We start from the raw sequence: 15,721 nt of genomic DNA on the forward strand, positions 1-15,721 counted from the left end.
GAGCTTCAACCATCCCCAGTCAGGACATGTCATGACAAATTTCCTTTCGATGACAAAGGGCAAGCTGGTCAACGACGGCTTGCAGCCCACGGACAAGGCCAAGCTCGTCCTCCTGACCGAGTCCGAGAATGCCCAGCCGTCATTTCTATTAATCCTTGAGAACCTTGGGCTCCACGCCTGCCTGGAGGCCATGGGCACCGCCCCATACGAGCACGAGGATCTCGTCGACAGGACGCTCAGGCTCCTCGCCGTCGACGCGGCCTATCGCGCCATGCCTCTGTGGGAGGACGCCAACATCGCCCAGGACGGCCTCAAGGAGCTCGTGGGCATGGCCCACCTCCACGCCCACGGCGAGGTCGAGTACGAGGAGCTTCAGGATCTGCTCTGGGAAACGGCCCAGCCGATACTGGGCGACAATGTCGCTGACTCGGCGTTCTCGACTCGCGACGCGCGGGACTGCGCCCTGCTGACAGGCTCGCACAACCTGATCCCCGCGCTGTACAAGGCGGCTGAAGCCGCCAGAACGCAACATGGAGCCATGGCCAGGATCTGCGCTTACAGCGGCAAGGGCAGCCGGGAGATGGCCCTGCAGTGGGCCTGGAAGCAAGGCAGCCCGATATCGTTCGGCGGGGCGTTCGGAGCCACATCCAAGCACGTCCTGGCAGCCGTAGAGGCCGAGGTGTGGCAGGTCGCCTACACCATCGCCGATGAGTTGCTCACGCTCATCGAGTCCGAAGGCATGAAGATCACGGCCAAGGAGATGGAGGGCTTCCTCCTGGAAGCCCTGGCGTCAGCGGCAAAGGACATCGCGCACGAGGTCGTGCACAAGGGCGCGCGCAGGGTGATCGAGGCGGTGATGGCCGCACGGACCTACGATGAGGCGCAACGGTTGGCGAAAGACGCCGCGCAGGGCTTCTTCAGGGACGCCTGCGCCAGGCCGGACCTGTACGAGCAATTGGCGATCGGCAGGACCACGCTCGCGGTCGCCTGCTACGACTTCGAGGACCACGACACCTTCGCGATCTGCCACACCCTGCACTATCTGCACGAAGGGAGCTTTCACAAGGTCCACCCGCTGCGTCCAAAGTCGGACGAGATCGCGAAAAGGGTCGCCCTGGACGCCAGGAAGCAGCTTTGCCTTGAGCAGGTGGCAGACGCCGCTGCCGGAAGCTACGCCGGGAAGCGTGAGACAGACGCCCAGGCGGCGGTCTTGGCGCGGCTCCTGGCTGAAGATCAATAGCGCACGATGTTCGGATACTTCGCGGCCATCTTCGGCCAGAACGATTTGGCCTCGCCCTCGGTAGAGTCGTAGACGCACACCTTCATGTCCTCGGGCAGGCAGTCCATGACTACGGACACCAGCCCGGTCCCGCCGCCCTTGATGCATGACTCGACCGTGACGATCTGCACGTGCTCCCCGTACTCCTCGTCCTCAAGGTCGAAGTTGAAGTGTAGCGCGATGCAGACGTTGCCCGGCTCGGTGTTGGCCTGGCACTCTCCATCCAGCGACGCTACGAGGACGTCCTTCGACCATGATATCTGGGGCAGATTCAGCTCGGTCAGCCCGTCGACGATGTTTCGGACGACGGGGTGGTTGCGGTATTTTGACATTTTTTGCTCCGTTTTCGCATTCGTTTTGCGGCATACCTTGTCCATGATATCTATTTATCTCGGCGCGATAGGATCAGAAATTTTGTGCCGCCATCGAGTGTACAGGATCAGGAGAAGGGGATAGATTGCGCTTCATTCCCACTTCGGCAGGCGGGGGTTGCCCGTCCCTACCGAGCGTGCTACATTTGTGGCACAAAAGGAGAGCGCGTTATGCAGACGACATCGATAAGCGCACGGTTTGACACTGAAACACTGAGCAGGCTGGACGAGATCGCCAAGGGGCTCGGCAAGTCAAGGACTGCCATCATCAAGGATGCTGTTGCCAACTACCTGGACTATGACTTCTGGTTCAGGGAACAGGTTGCCAAGGGCTTGGCCGATCTGGATGCTGGCAAGACCGTGACGCACGATCAGGTGAAGGACACCATCCGGGATATGGGCTACAATGTTGATTAAATGGGCGGAGAGCGCCCATCGGGACATTGCTGCCATCCTGAGATATTTCATCGAGATTCAGGAAAAGGACGTCGGTCAGCACCTCGTCAAGAGGCTCTTCGCTACAGTCGATATCCTCGCCGAATTCCCCAACTCTGGCCGCCCAGGTCAAGTGAAGGGAACCCGCGAGCTGGTGATCCCCGACCAATCGTATGTTTTGGTGTACAAGGTCACCGACCACGTCGAGATTGCCCGAGTGCTCCACTCCCGCCAGAGATGGCCGTAGCAGGAGCATTTCAGGACGTTCCCTGCTCGACGAGAAAGACGATTTGTATGGAAAATTTACCCTTTGGTGGTGAATTTTCTACCACGCTACCGAGCCCGCCCATCTGGCCAAGCCCGTTGCTCATTCCGAGCGGCTCGGTTCAGCGCGGTCTTGGAGCATATACAGGTTCTCCTACCGTTAATTTCAAGTTGTACTTCCCGCTTGCCTTAATTTACAAAATATGGGATTTTTTAATTAACGCACAGAGCAAGGAACAACATGCAAAGAACGAACACGGGCGAATACTACCTGTCACAGACGGGCGAAGAGAAGGTGCGAGCCTTCATCCCCGCCCCGCTGCCTCCGGTTCCTCCCGTCGAGATGGAGCCGAAGCTCGTAAACGCCCTAGCCGACACCATGCTCGCCCTCGGAAGGCTCAACAGCCTTCGCATCGCCCCTGACTACGGCCTATTTCTGTACCAATATGTTCGGAAGGAGGCTGTCCTCTCTTCCAAGATAGAAGGAACGCAATCGACCCTTGCCGACCTGCTCGCCCATGAGGACTCGGACATCCCAGGCGTTCCCCTGGATGATGTGGTTGAGGTCAGCAACTACATGGCGGCCATGGAATATGGCAGAAAGCGCGTCATGGAGGACGGGTTCCCCATCTCCTCGCGCTTGATGCGGGAGATCCACAAAGTGCTGCTCGCCTCTGGGCGCGGAAGCGACAAGAATCCCGGCGAATTCAAACGCTCGCAGAACTGGCTTGGCGGCACGCGTCCCGGCAACGCGCATTTCGTCCCGACACCGCCGCATGAGACCGCCAGATGCATCGGCGAACTGGAGAAATTCATCCACGACGACCAAACCGGCCTGCACACGCTCCTCAAGGCCGGGTTGGTTCACGTCCAGTTCGAGACCATTCATCCATTCTTGGACGGCAATGGACGCATTGGGCGCATGCTGGTGCCGCTCATGCTCATGCAGGAAGGCATCCTCGACGAGCCGACCCTCTACCTCAGCTTGTTTCTCAAGGAATACCGTTCCGAATACTATGCCCATCTCCAGGCAGTCCGGGAGACTGGCAACTGGGAGTCCTGGCTCCTCTTCTTTCTGGATGGGGTTCGGCTCGTCGCGCTTGACGCCGTCCATGCAGCCGACAGCCTTCAGGAGATTTATCAGAAGGACCGACAGCGTCTTGTGGAGTCGGGAAAGAACTCCAAGGTGGTCATGCAGGTGCATGAGTGCATGATGATCCGTCAAGCTGCGAACCCCAAGCGCATCAGCGAACAGACCGGCCTGTCCATGCCATCCGTCATGCGGGGCCTGCGGACCTTGATGGAAATGGCAATCGTGGAGGAAACAACCGGAAGGCAGCGCAACACCCGATACAAGTACACCGAGACCTGTGCCCTGCTGGCGACCGAAATCGGCAACTTCAGCCAGGAGTCATCGTGAGTGGGACTTACCCAACTCCAGAAAAGGACACCCGGAGCAAGCGCACGGCGGGAAACGGACCGAACGGCGAAACTGACGAGCTGGCCCGCAAAGCCAAGGAGCAGGTCGACGGGATGAAGCTTGATGCACTACGCAAGGAACTCCACGTGGGCGCTGCCCAGGCCGAAGCCGGGGAGTTCGTTGAGGGCGGCGTGAAGTCCATCATTGTCGAGGCCAAGGAGCGCCGTGGCTGAAGCCGGAATCACGCCAGCCGCGAAGGCCCATCTGCTCGACATCTGGCAGTCACGCAAGCGACATGGGGCGGACTCCAGGCTGCCGCATGCCCCATAGGAAGCGGATTCATCTTCTCCGCCCAGGAATGTACAAAATTCCGCAATATCAATATGATACCAGAAACTGACCATTTCCCATATGTCTGTTGGTTGCCTTTCAACCCTTGATCTCTTATAGTTTGATGATGAGTACGTCTAACTACACCTTCACCAAGGCGAAACGCCCGAAGACGAGCCTGGAAATCATGGCCCATCGCTTCAGGAACGCCAAAGCATCGCTCGCAATTGAGGGATTCCATTTGACTCCTGAAGAGGTAGCGGCATTCGAGGAGTGCATCAGAAAAGGATGCAACCTGGAAGAGCGGCAAAGAATCATGAGAGAGCGTTTCCCCAATTATGACAACGCGCTACGCCCATAAAGATGGCTACACATACGACGATTCGCCTGTCCTGAAGAATTTGGCTGGTCATCGGACCCAAGAAGACCTGGACAAATTCGAACGAATTTCAGTCGCCATCCGCATGATGGAGGCTCCTCCTGACGGCGATTTCGACTACCCCCACCTCAAGCGCATCCACCACCACTTGTTTCAAGATGTCTATGATTGGGCGGGCGATGAGCGCAATGTCTCGATCAGCAAGGGCGCAACCCAATTCTGCAATCCGCGCTTCATAGCCAGCTTCGTGACAGGCCTCTTGTCTGAACTGGCGGAGGAAAACCACCTCAGAGCTATCCCTGCCGAGGATTTTGTGGACCGGGCTGCCCACTACATGCTGGAACTCAACATGGCTCATCCCTTTAGGGAAGGAAATGGACGAGCCTGCCGTTATTTCCTGTTTCTGCTGGCTCAGAATGCTGGATATGGGCTTGATGGAGAAAGGCTGGAAAATGGATGGCTGGACGCGTCCATCAAGGGAGTGTCAGGCGACAAGTCCCCCATGCGTGGTCTTATCGCGCAAGCCATCATCCTCTATGAGGATTAGCTCACATTCTTCTGCAAATTTATTTTGGGTGAGCGTTTACCCATTCAGGGCGAATGGTTTATGATATTGGAGGGAGTGGCAGAACTCTGACAAACAGTCAGGGGCGCGTAGCATAAGTGTTTGAAATCACAGACACCGCGTTCGCCATAAAAATCATCATTGGCGCCCGAATCAAGTGCAAGGTCACAAAATTCTTGGATTTCCTTTGGTATACAAAGTGTATACCAGGACGTGCCGAAATGGCGATTCCTGGCCGCTCGCACCAGAATAAAGTCAACAATTACAAGGCTTTTAGATTTGACCCAGGGCTTCGTAATCAGTAGGTCCGGGGTTCAATTCCCCGTTCTGGCTCCAAATGAAATCAAGCACTTATGAGATAATCATAAGTGCTTTTTTCGTGCCCTGGTATACACCCTGATATACATCTGAGTGCAGGGGGATGCCCTGGGGTGGTGGGGGTGTATATCCACAGCTATCTTGATAACCAATTCGGCGTTGTAATTGGCAACCTCAAATGGTATAGGATTCGCGTATCAATTCAAACCATTTTCAATTTGCAGGCTATATGATCCAAGCTGAGGAAGAAATTCATGGCAAAAGAAAATGATATGCTTCTTGGCCCTATCGTTTCAGAAGAGATCGAAAAAAAGAAAGAATATGCCCTACGCAAAGATCCCGTATACTTCAAAACCGTTAAAAGAACTCGTCTCGACAGCTATCTCGATGAGGGGTGGGAGTATGTAAAAAAACTAAAAACAGGGATAAAAATCCAAAAGCCACGTTCCTACGACGAAGTCGTGGAGAACAAGATGTGGTGTCTTCTGTATAAAATGGGGTTTAACGATCTAAATTCTACAAGAAACTTCAAAATTAAGTACAAATTGTCTGGCAAGAACACGGTATCAAAACAAATTGATGTCTTTGCTAAAGACGATGACACTGTAGTTGTAGTTGAATGTAAAAGCGCAGAAGAATTAAAGCCTAAGGGACTGGCATCAGAACTAAGTGAATTTTCAAATTTAAGAACAAGGTTATCGAATTCAATTAAGAAACATTATGGCGATGAGTTTAAGCCCAAAATAATATGGATTTTTTATACTTCAAATATTATATGGTCAAAAATTGATACAGAGAAGGCGCGTGACCATCGCATCAAAATCATTACTGACAGAGAATACGACTATCTAAATCAAATTGTTAATCACTTAGGGGCTGCTGCGCGGTATCAATTTTTAGCAGAATATTGTGGAGGAGAAGCAATACCGAACCTCAAAAACAAACCAGTCCCAGCTATTAAGGGTCGCCTCGGTGGACGCTACTTTTATAGCTTTGTTACTACCCCAGAACACTTGCTCAAAATCGCATTCGTTAACCATAGGGCGCTTGACGATCCCAAGGGTATTCCAACCTATCAACGCCTTGTTCAGAAATCTCGCATAAAACAGATTGAGCAATTCATCCAAGGCGGCGGTTATTTTCCGACCAATATCCTAATCAACTTCACCCACAACCTCGACTTTCAAGTGTAAAGTCCCCGTAAACTAGGTCCATTGCCAAGTAGAGACTTCTGGCCCAAAATGGGACAGGAGTTTTGTATGCGTAAATCGAAGTTCAGTGAGTACCAGATCGTCAAGATCCTGAAGGCAGTGGAAGGCGGACGGACTGTCGTCGATGTCTGCCGCGAGCACGGCGTGAGCAGCGCCACGTACTACAAGTGGAAGTCAAAGTATGGCGGCATGGAGGCATCCGATATCCAACGGATGAAGAATCTCGAAGCGGAGAACCGTAAGCTCAAGCAGATGTTCGCCGACCTCAGCCTGGAAAACATGGCGCTCAAGGATGTAATCGAAAAAAAACTCTGAGGCCAGTTCAACGCAAGGAAGTTGTCACGCACATGGTCAACGCGTTTGAGCTGAGCTCGCGCAAGGCCTGCGCGGCCATGGGCATCAGTAGGAGCTACTACGCCTACAAGCCGCACCCGCGGGACGATAGCGATGTCATCGCAGCCTTGACTGAACTGGCCGAGAAAAAGCCTACATGGGGCTTCAGTAAACTTTTCAACGTCCTTCGACAGCAGGGCAAGCCCTGGAACCACAAGAAGGTTTGGAGGGTTTACTGCCTCTTGAAAATGAACCTGAAGCGCAAGGCCAAGAAGCGGCTTCCGCAAGCCTCTCGGACGGCAGTGGCCCCAGCCGCTTGCGCCAAACCATTGCTGGTCGATCGATTTCATGCGGGACACCCTTTACAGCGGTCGCGTCTTCAGGACTTTCAACGCTGTGGATGATTACAACCGTGAGGCCTTGGCCGTGGAAATCGATACCAATATGCCAGCAGGAAGAGTGGTAAGGGTGCTGGATCGGGTCGCCGAAGAGCGTGGCTGCTATCCCGAAAGGTTGCGAATGGACAATGGTCCGGAGTTCTCGGGGACTGTCATGGCGGCCTGGGCAGAATCGCATGGCGTGAATCTGGAGTTCATTCAGCCTGGCAAGCCCACCCAGAACTCATACATCGAGCGGTTCAACCGGACCTACAGAGAAGAAGTGCTTGATTTGTACGTGTTCAACAGCCTGAGCGAAGTTCGGGCCATTACGGAGGACTTTATCCGTGAGTACAACGAGGGACGTCCTCATGAATCCCTGGGGAATATGTCGCCGATAAATTTTGCTGCCCAGAGGGCAGGGGGTACCCCCTGCCCTCTGGGCAACCCCCCCGAAAACTGTCGGGAGTCTCTACCGTTAACTGGCCCTATGAAAGGGGACTTTACACCGGCCCCCCCCTTCAAAACGTGTTGGGTCTCCGCCGCAAGGAAGGGCGAAGTGCAAGCAAGGGCTTGATGGCAGCGTAGGGGGCTGCCGTCAGCACGAGGCGGGCTTCTTTTTGTCCATACTTTCTGTAAAAGCTCTGCCTTTCCGCGCATCCACGCCATCCCCGCCGCCCTCTGTCTTTCTGCTTCCCCAGCCTCTCCTTGCGGCGGAGCGTAAGCGGTTTCCCCCCCCCTCTGGCCGCCGGAGGCATGCTTACTCCACGCCCATGCCGGGGTGGTGGGCGGCGTCTTGCATTTCGGTCTGGTGGCAGGCGGTGCAGGAGCCGTTCGCGCCGATGGTTTGGGGTTTGCCGGTGTATTGCGCGGGCTGGGTGGTATCGCGCTGGGTGGCCGGGTAGATGGCGTGGGGTGCGCCGTGGCAGGCTGCGCAGTGGACCGCGCCCAGGTCGTCGCGTCGGGTGGCGAACAGGGCGGCGGGGGGGTCAGTCCCGGCGTTGAAGGCGTCGGTGGTGTCTGGCGCGGCATAGTCCGCGTGGCAGGTCAGGCAGTCCGGCTCACTGAGCCAGGGTGTCCGGGGCTTGATGGCGGCCTGGGTGCCCAGGGCGCGCGGCGGGATCAGGGCCAGGAGCCTGTCCGCTCCGGGTTTGCCTGCGGCCTGTTCGCCCTTGAGCAGGGCGATGGAGAAGTCCTCCATGGTGCCGTGGCAGTTGGTGCAGTCCAGTCCGGCCTCGTCGTGGCCGCCACGCAGGGTGTTTTGCGGGTGGCACTTGAGGCAGGAGCCGTCGGCGTCGCGCCCGGCCAGATGGACGGCGTGGACGCCGTGGATGGCAGCCGAGAGGTTGGGCAGGTTGCCTGCGCCCCTGGCGTTCTGGATGGGGTCGTCGTGGCATTCCACGCATAGGATGGGGCCTTTCCTGGACCGGGTCACGTGGTCGGTGTTGTTCATGCGGTCGTGCACGGCCAGGATGTTGTCCGCCGTGGCCGTGGAGATGCCTGATCCGTCGAGGGCCCAGCCGCCGCCGTGACAGTTGCGGCAGCCCATCTGGTCGCTGACGGGCAGGGCCACGCGGGTGGCGGCCAGCACCTGGCCGTTGGCGTCGCGCGCCTCGAGGGTGGCCATGGGCAGCGGGTTGAAGGTGCCGTCCTCGTAGGGGCGGACGGTCAGGGTGGCTTCGAAGCGTCCGCTGTCTTCAAGCGGGGCCAGGGTGCCGGTCAGGTTTTCGCCCGCAAAGCCGGGATCGACCTCGTAGGTCAGGGTGATGTCGTTGGTGACGATTTCGGGCAGGGGGTCGCGCAGGATGAGCTGGGCGCGGACCGTGATGGCCGGGGGCAGCAGGGTCCAGCGGTCGGTCTGGGCGTAGAAGGCCATGCCCTGGTCGGTCCAGGCCAGGAGGACGTGGGTGTCGGCGTCCGGGTCAAAGGGGGCCGGGGTGGCCTTGGCCGGGGCCGGGATCGTGGCCTGTTCCACGGCGGGCTGGTGGTTGAGTTCCTCGGCGATGTAGGCGGCCAGGGCCATGCGCTCGGTCGGGGTGCCCAGGAACGGGGGCATGTAGGTGTTGAGTTTGCCCATGCCGGTCAGGAAGGAGTCCATGCCGTTGGTGTCGTACATGGCGGTGCGTTTGCGGATGTCGTTCATGGGGCCGCCGATGGAGTGGCAGGATGCGCACTGGAGCTGGTAGAGGAAGGCTCCGGCCTGGATGCGGTTGTCGTCGGTGATGGCGTTGCGCAGGTCGGGCGGGGTCCATCTGGCCCTGGCCAGCGCGCCGTCCTGGGTAATGACCGCGGCGTGGGATTTGAGGATGGAGTTGGAGTAGGCGTAGTCCCAGATCAGGTAGGGCTTGCGCCCGGCCTCGCGGATGAATTCAAAGGAGCCGAACAGCCCCTGTCCGGCCAGGAGCACGATCAGGGCCAGGGGGAAGGTCATGAGCCGGGGCAGGCGCAGGGCCAGGATCAGCCCGCCCATGAGGGTCAGCCCGGCGAATATCCAGAACCAGCGCATGAACCCGGCCACGCGGTGGGACTTGAGGGCCACCAACTCGTACTGGGCGGGCGGCAGGTCGGCCATGTACCAGAATCCGGTGGCCACCACGGCCAGCACGCCCGCGATGGTCCAGGCCGAGCAGGTGCGCAGCACCTGTGTGCGGGTTGCCTCGTCGCTGATGCGCGTGGCCGTGACAAAGCTGAACAATCCGGCGCAGGCTGCCGAGAAGAAGGATCGGAACACGAGCGACGACCAGAAGGTGGGGTTGAAGATGCCGTCCCAGAAGTCGCGGGTTTGGAGCCATTCGCCAGGGGTGAGCATGAAGCCGACGATGCCGTTGATGAGGAACAGGGAGAACCAGCCGAAGATGAAGTAGAGGGTGCCGACCATGAGGTGGTCGCGGCGGTTCATGGTCTCCCAAGTATAGTAGTAGATGATCAGGGCCACGATCTCGCCAGTGAAGCAGACCCACTCGGCGGCCCAGGCAAAGACGAAGTTGTGGATCAGGGTGATGGTGGCCTGCGGGGCCAGCAGGGCGATGGTGAACCAGATGGCCACGCCCGAGACTGCGCCAAACGCCATGGTCAGCAGCAGGAAGAACTTGGTGTGTTTCTTGGCGTATTCGAGCAGATGCGGGTTGCCTGAGCGGTAGGCCGCCCGCTCTGTCAGGATCAGGAAGAGCCCGCCGCCCACGGCGAAGTGGGCCACATAGACATGGACCGTGGCGATGAGCGCGATCCAGAATCCGCCGCCAAGGGTCGTCAGTTGCCAGATGGGATATTCCATGGGTTAGGCCCTCCCCTCGCGCGATTTGAAGTAGAGCTTGAGCATGTAGCCCACGGCTGCCAGCCCGGCCACCAGGAAGCCGAGGAACAGGAAGAGCGGGGAGTACTGGCCCGTGACCGGGGTGTCCTCGATGCGGAACCAGGGGCTGAGGAACAGGCTGCGCAGCCAGTGGCGGGTCAGGCTCATGAAGAAGACCGTGAGCACGGCCCAGACCGTGGCCTGGACCGGCTGTTTGCGGAACCCGGCGGCCAGGAGCATGCCCGCACAGCCCAGGCCGATGACCAGGGTCGCGGTGGCCGGGATGCTGCCGCCCATGAAGGCGAGGAGGATCTCGCGCGGCAGGGACATGAGGAACCACAACCCAACGCCGAGATTGACCAGGGTGGCCCGTGTCAGCCAGAGCATGCCCAGGTCCACGTACTCGTCTTTTTTGCCCCAGCGGCCAAGCAGGGCCACGAACAACCCGCCGATAGCCGCCGCGCCGACCATGAAATGCAGGAAGCGCGGGTAGATGGTGGGGTCGCCCCAGTTGAGGAACGCGGCCCCGGCCTTGTCGAAATATTGCGGCCAGTATTCGGGCCGCAGCATCAGGGTCATGTTGGTGGAGAGCATCAGGGCCACATAGAGGGTTCCGGCCAGGGAGACGGCGAGGAGCAGGGTGCGCCGGGCCGGGCTCATGGAATCGTAGCCGAACTTGAAGGCGTAGAATCCGTAGTAGGAGACCATGAGCGCGGCGATGACGGCCAGCCACCAGCCGCCCATGAGCACGGAGCTGACGTAGTCGAACAGGCCGTAGTTGACCTGGAGGAAGAGCAGCGGGGCCACGCCCAGGTTGATGGTCAGGGCGAGCAGGGGTGGCGACTTCATGCCCACCGCGCGGGCCAGCCCGCCATCGCCGCGCAGGGCGCGGACCAGTCCGATGGCCGCCGAGCCGAGCAGGGCGTTCATGAACAGGATGTGCGCCGTGAAGGTGGTCACGAGCAGCACGTCGAACCACGCCCAATGGATGGGGATGGGCTCTGCCAGGGGGATGAGTGATGCCGGATTCATGATGCGCTCCTTTGGGTCTCGACTCACCATATATTGAATTTAAGGGACATGCACAAGGGCGGGCCATAATTGGTCCGATGGTGCCCAAACGGCTTTCTCTCCATTCAATAATTCTTGTTTGGACAATATGTTTCATGTATAGTGCCTCTGCACTCGGCTGAGTTGACCGGGTTTTGCTTATCGAAAAACCGCACGGGGGAAATATGAAGATAGGGGCACGCATGACACTGCTGGGGTCGGCCTTGATAGGGCTGACCACGGCGGGAATACTGGGGATTTTGGTCTGGAAGAGCGCCACCGTGGCCGGGACGCTGACGGAATCCTTCAATCAGCAGGCGCGTAGCGAGATGGGTGTGGCCGTGGCCGATGCCCGCAACATGCTGGCCACCCAGCACGCCACGCTGGTCAAGCAGCTCGGCAACGACATGCGCGTGCTCCTGGACATCGTTTCCAGGAACGGCTCCCTTGGCCTGCTCGACGAGCGGGCCGACTGGGAGGCGGTCAATCAGGTCTCGGGCGAGCGGCGCACCGTGTCGCTGCCCAGGATGGCCCTGGGCGGTCAGTGGCTGGGCCAGAACAGCGATGCGCACACGCCCACCCCCCTGGTGGACGAGATCATGACCCTGACCGGGACCACCTGCACCGTGTTCCAGGCCATGGACGGGCAGGGCGACCTCTTGCGCGTGGCCACCAACATCCTCAAGGCCGACGGCAGGCGGGCGGTGGGCACCTATATCCCGGCGGCAAGCCCGGTGGCCAGGACGGTCATGTCCGGCGAGACCTACCAGGGCACGGCCTTTGTGGTCAACGCGTGGTATCTGACCCAGTACCGGCCCATCCGCGACGCGTCGGGCAAGGTGCTGGGCTGTCTCTATGTGGGCATCCTTCAGGAGGGGGTGGAGCAGCTGCGTGAGGGGTTCAGGTCCGTGGTCATCGGCTCCACTGGTGCCCTGACCGTGGTCGGCGGCTCCGGCGATGCCCGCGGCGTGGTCAAGATGCACCGCGAGGCCAAGGTTGAAGGCACGGCCTTGCTGGACCTCAAAGACATGGCGGGCAAACCGGTCTACGCCGAGCTGATCGACGAGGCCAAGGCGGCTGGCGGCACTCCGGTGGACCGGGCCGTGACTGTGACCGAGCCGGGCGCGACCGGGCCGCGCGACATCTATCTGACTGCTGTCTATTTTGCGCCATGGGACTGGGTCATCATCGGCACCGGTGCTGTGGAAGAGTTCATGGCCGGCAAGCGGGCCGTGGACGCGGCCCTGCGCGACACCAAGGTCTGGGCCGCCGGGGTCGGCCTGTTCATGCTCGCAGCCGCCATTCTGGTGACCCTGTATTTTGCCAGGGCCATGAGCGGGACCATTGGCCGGGTGGTCGACTCCATGAACGCCATCAACAGCGGCGACCTCTCGCTCGACAGGCTGCCCGTGCCGGAGCGCGGCCCGCGTGACGAATTGGAAGAGCTGGCCGACGCCCTCAATTCCATGGGCGACGTGCTGCGCAGGGTGGTGGCCTCGGTCCAGGAAGGCGTCGAGAGCGTGGCCCAGGGCAGCGCGGCCCTGGCCGGAACCTCGCAGTCCCTGTCCGAGGGCGCGACCAATCAGGCCAGTGCCGTGGAGGAGGTCTCGGCCTCCATGGAACAGATGACCTCCAACATCGAGCAGAACACGGACAACGCGCGCCAGACCGAGCAGATCGCCCGGCAGGCCGCTGGCGACGCGCGCCAGGGCGGCGAGTCCGTGGGCCGGACCGTGCAGGCCATGCGTTTGATCGCGGACAAGATCGCCATTGTCGAGGATATCGCGCGCCAGACCAACCTGCTGGCCCTCAACGCGGCCATCGAGGCGGCGCGGGCAGGCGAACACGGCAAGGGATTCGCTGTGGTGGCAGCCGAGGTGCGCAAGCTGGCCGAGCGCAGCGGTGTGGCCGCAGCCGAGATCAGCGAGCTTTCGGGCAACAGTGTGTCCATTGCCGAGCAGGCGGGCCGGATGCTGGAGAAGATGGTCCCGGACATCACCCGCACCGCCGAGCTGGTGCAGGAGATCGCAGCGGCCAGCGCCGAGCAGTATTCCGGCGGCAGCCAGATCAAGGCCGCCATCCTTGAGCTGGACCGCGTGGTGCAGCAGAACACCGCCGAGTCCGAGCACGTGGCCGCAGCGTCCGAAGAGCTGGCCAGCCACGCGGCCCAGGTGCGCGAGGCCATAGACTACTTCCGCATGGAGACCGGCCCGGTGCGCCGGGCCGGGACAGCCCAGGCCAGACCCAGGGCGCTGCCCGCGGGCGGATCGGGCAGCGGGTCTGGCGGCATGTCTGGCGGTTTCGAGCGCTACTAGCGCCTGCCCGGCACAGGACGATCCTTGTCGGCCCGCGCCCGGAGCATATGGGCGCGGGCCTTGCCATTTGCCGGAAAACAGGTAGAAATTCCCCATGCGCCGGACCTTGGGGCAGCCGGACAGGGCGGCCCGGCCCGGCATCCCAACCAAGGAGATTGCCATGGGCACCGTCCTGCTCGTAGACGCGGGCAACACCAACACCAAGATATGTCTGGCCGATGACGCGGGCCTGGGCGAGAGCTACACCCTGCCCACCCGCCCGGCCAACACCGACGACGACTGGGGGATCAAGGTCGAGGCCATCCTGGCCCGCGAGGGCGTGGAGCCAAGGAGCGTCGAGGCGTGCGTCATCTCCTCGGTGGTGCCGCCGCTTGATCCGCTCTTCATGCGCATGGCGCGCCGGTTTCTCGACTGCGAGGCGGTCTTTGCCGGGCGCGATCTCACCATAGACCTGATCAACGAATACGCCCGGCCCGAGCAGACGGGCGCGGACATCCTGGTGGGCTGCCTCGCGGCCCGGCTGACCTATGACGCCGCGAACCTCATCGTCATCGATTTCGGCACGGCCACCACCCTGGCCTGCGTCATGGGCAACGCCTTCAAGGGCGGGCTCATCTGCCCCGGCGTGCTCTCGTCGCGCTCGGCCCTGGCGAGCAACACGGCCAAGCTCCCCAATGTCGACCTCAGGGTCGAGACAGACACCCTCACTTGGGGGAGAAGCACTGAAGAGTGCCTCAACCAGGGCCTTGTCTTCGGCTTCGCGTCCATGATCGACGGCCTTGTCGCCAAACTCTCGGCCCGCATGGACGACCCCTTTGTGGTGGCCACCGGCGGCCTGTCCCGGACCATCGCCCAGGTGGCCGTGTCCATCGACGAGCTGCGCCCGGACCTGGTCATGGAAGGGCTGTGGATGGCGTATTACAATAGGTAGGCCGCGACCCCGCCGATAGCTGAAAAAATGAAAGACGGCACCGGACTCGCGCTCGGTGCCGTCGGTCGTTTCTTGCTGCCGGGAGGCTTACGGTTTGATGGTCGTGCCGAGCAGCTCAAGGAATTTGCGGATCAGCTCCGGGTGGGAGGGCCAGGCCGGGGAGGTGACCAGATTGTCGTCCACGTGGGCGTTGCTGAAGGTCTCGTTGGTGTTGACCCAGGTCGCGCCCGCTACTTCAAGGTCCGGGCGCACTGCGGGGTAGGCGGTGCAGGACTTGCCCTTGAGCACGCCTGCGGCCACCAGGATTTGCGGGCCGTGGCACACGGCGGCGATGGGCTTGCCCGCCTTGGCGAAGTGGCGCACGATGTCCAGCAGCCGGTCATTGAGGCGCAGGTACTCGGGCGCGCGGCCGCCGGGGATGACCAGCCCGTCGTAGGCGGCAGGGTCCACCGCGTCGAAGTCCGCGTTGACCAGGAAGTTGTGGCCCGGTTTCTCGGAATAGGTCTGGTGTCCCTCGAAATCGTGGATCGCGGTGGCCACGGTCTGGCCGGGTTTCTTGCCCGGGCACACGGCGTGGACCTCGTGGCCGACCATGAGCAGCATCTGGAACGGGACCATGACTTCGTAGTCCTCGACGAAATCGCCGACAAGCATAAGTATCTTTTTGACAGACATGGGGATCCTCCTGTGGGTTTTCTGGATTCCCATTCCTACCCCGATTCGGCGGGGGGCACAACAGTCGCGAGGCGTTTTGACGGCATTTGTCTGCGTAGGTCTGGTGACAATATAACTGCAGGCCGGGAGGTTTCCGTATATCCGATTGAGCATCGGGCGGAATTCGTCTAGTATCC

General features: G+C 60.2%; 13 protein-coding genes and 1 pseudogene. 10 read left to right on the forward strand and 4 right to left on the reverse strand.

Annotated elements, in window-relative coordinates; translation table 11 throughout:
• Positions 1–31: 31 nt before the first annotated feature.
• Positions 32–1,240, forward strand: coding sequence for a type 2 periplasmic-binding domain-containing protein (locus DAES_RS02400; protein ID WP_013513445.1), 1,209 nt, complete (start codon positions 32–34; stop codon positions 1,238–1,240).
• Here DAES_RS02400 and DAES_RS02405 read toward each other — a convergent pair.
• Positions 1,234–1,611 (reverse strand): hypothetical protein, encoded by a 378-nt coding sequence (locus tag DAES_RS02405; RefSeq protein ID WP_013513446.1) that lies wholly within the window; start codon positions 1,609–1,611, stop codon positions 1,234–1,236. The genes DAES_RS02400 and DAES_RS02405 overlap by 7 nt on opposite strands.
• Before the next feature lie 210 nt (positions 1,612–1,821).
• Here DAES_RS02405 and DAES_RS02410 point away from each other — a divergent pair, with 210 nt between their 5' ends.
• The 7 genes and pseudogenes from DAES_RS02410 to DAES_RS17205 form a co-directional block, all read left to right on the forward strand.
• Positions 1,822–2,067, forward strand: coding sequence for a CopG family ribbon-helix-helix protein (locus DAES_RS02410; RefSeq protein ID WP_013513447.1), 246 nt, complete (start codon positions 1,822–1,824; stop codon positions 2,065–2,067).
• Positions 2,057–2,332 (forward strand): type II toxin-antitoxin system RelE/ParE family toxin, encoded by a 276-nt coding sequence (locus tag DAES_RS02415; protein WP_013513448.1) that lies wholly within the window; start codon positions 2,057–2,059, stop codon positions 2,330–2,332. The genes DAES_RS02410 and DAES_RS02415 overlap by 11 nt, the downstream gene beginning before the upstream one ends.
• Before the next feature lie 258 nt (positions 2,333–2,590).
• A complete protein-coding gene (locus DAES_RS02420) occupies positions 2,591–3,769 on the forward strand; it encodes a Fic family protein (RefSeq protein WP_013513449.1) in 1,179 nt (392 codons plus the stop codon).
• Entirely contained in the window at positions 3,766–4,002 is a 237-nt protein-coding gene (locus DAES_RS17845) for a hypothetical protein (protein WP_013513450.1), read from the forward strand. Before DAES_RS02420 ends, DAES_RS17845 begins: the two co-directional genes overlap by 4 nt.
• Positions 4,003–4,437: 435 nt before the next feature.
• Positions 4,438–5,025 carry a Fic/DOC family protein gene (locus DAES_RS02430; RefSeq protein WP_013513451.1) on the forward strand — a complete coding sequence of 196 codons (588 nt, stop codon included), beginning with the start codon at positions 4,438–4,440 and terminating at the stop codon, positions 5,023–5,025.
• Between the two features lie 590 nt (positions 5,026–5,615).
• Complete coding sequence (locus DAES_RS17515) at positions 5,616–6,554, forward strand: ParB N-terminal domain-containing protein (RefSeq protein WP_013513452.1); 939 nt, start codon at positions 5,616–5,618, stop codon at positions 6,552–6,554.
• Between the two features lie 66 nt (positions 6,555–6,620).
• A pseudogene (locus DAES_RS17205) lies at positions 6,621–7,709 on the forward strand (IS3 family transposase); the annotation flags it as partial.
• A gap of 333 nt (positions 7,710–8,042) precedes the next feature.
• On the opposite strand, the gene DAES_RS02450 reads toward DAES_RS17205, so the two are convergent.
• Together DAES_RS02450 and DAES_RS02455 are read right to left on the reverse strand one after the other, a co-directional pair.
• Positions 8,043–10,556 (reverse strand): cytochrome ubiquinol oxidase subunit I, encoded by a 2,514-nt coding sequence (locus DAES_RS02450; RefSeq protein ID WP_013513454.1) that lies wholly within the window; start codon positions 10,554–10,556, stop codon positions 8,043–8,045.
• 3 nt (positions 10,557–10,559) lie between these two features.
• Positions 10,560–11,606, reverse strand: coding sequence for a hypothetical protein (locus DAES_RS02455; protein ID WP_013513455.1), 1,047 nt, complete (start codon positions 11,604–11,606; stop codon positions 10,560–10,562).
• Positions 11,607–11,809: 203 nt separating this feature from the next.
• On the opposite strand from DAES_RS02455, the gene DAES_RS02460 reads away from it, so the two are divergent.
• Positions 11,810–13,939: a methyl-accepting chemotaxis protein gene (locus tag DAES_RS02460; protein WP_013513456.1), complete on the forward strand. Its 2,130-nt coding sequence runs from the start codon at positions 11,810–11,812 to the stop codon at positions 13,937–13,939.
• 160 nt (positions 13,940–14,099) lie between these two features.
• Positions 14,100–14,870, forward strand: a complete 771-nt coding sequence (locus DAES_RS02465) for a type III pantothenate kinase (RefSeq protein WP_013513457.1) — start codon at positions 14,100–14,102, stop codon at positions 14,868–14,870.
• A gap of 87 nt (positions 14,871–14,957) precedes the next feature.
• On the opposite strand, the gene DAES_RS02470 is transcribed toward DAES_RS02465, so the two are convergent.
• Complete coding sequence (locus DAES_RS02470) at positions 14,958–15,545, reverse strand: DJ-1/PfpI family protein (protein ID WP_013513458.1); 588 nt, start codon at positions 15,543–15,545, stop codon at positions 14,958–14,960.
• Between the last annotated feature and the right edge of the window lie 176 nt (positions 15,546–15,721).

The sequence above is a fragment of the Pseudodesulfovibrio aespoeensis Aspo-2 genome (assembly GCF_000176915.2).
Classification (GTDB): domain Bacteria; phylum Desulfobacterota; class Desulfovibrionia; order Desulfovibrionales; family Desulfovibrionaceae; genus Pseudodesulfovibrio; species Pseudodesulfovibrio aespoeensis.

Coding starts and splice junctions, on each gene's coding strand:
- DAES_RS02400 (WP_013513445.1), top strand. CDS start 32: ATGACAAATTTCCTTTCGATGACAAAGGGCAAGCTGGTCAACGACGGC.
- DAES_RS02405 (WP_013513446.1), bottom strand. CDS start 1,611: ATGTCAAAATACCGCAACCACCCCGTCGTCCGAAACATCGTCGACGGG.
- DAES_RS02410 (WP_013513447.1), top strand. CDS start 1,822: ATGCAGACGACATCGATAAGCGCACGGTTTGACACTGAAACACTGAGC.
- DAES_RS02415 (WP_013513448.1), top strand. CDS start 2,057: ATGTTGATTAAATGGGCGGAGAGCGCCCATCGGGACATTGCTGCCATC.
- DAES_RS02420 (WP_013513449.1), top strand. CDS start 2,591: ATGCAAAGAACGAACACGGGCGAATACTACCTGTCACAGACGGGCGAA.
- DAES_RS02430 (WP_013513451.1), top strand. CDS start 4,438: ATGACAACGCGCTACGCCCATAAAGATGGCTACACATACGACGATTCG.
- DAES_RS17515 (WP_013513452.1), top strand. CDS start 5,616: ATGGCAAAAGAAAATGATATGCTTCTTGGCCCTATCGTTTCAGAAGAG.
- DAES_RS02450 (WP_013513454.1), bottom strand. CDS start 10,556: ATGGAATATCCCATCTGGCAACTGACGACCCTTGGCGGCGGATTCTGG.
- DAES_RS02455 (WP_013513455.1), bottom strand. CDS start 11,606: ATGAATCCGGCATCACTCATCCCCCTGGCAGAGCCCATCCCCATCCAT.
- DAES_RS02460 (WP_013513456.1), top strand. CDS start 11,810: ATGAAGATAGGGGCACGCATGACACTGCTGGGGTCGGCCTTGATAGGG.
- DAES_RS02465 (WP_013513457.1), top strand. CDS start 14,100: ATGGGCACCGTCCTGCTCGTAGACGCGGGCAACACCAACACCAAGATA.
- DAES_RS02470 (WP_013513458.1), bottom strand. CDS start 15,545: ATGTCTGTCAAAAAGATACTTATGCTTGTCGGCGATTTCGTCGAGGAC.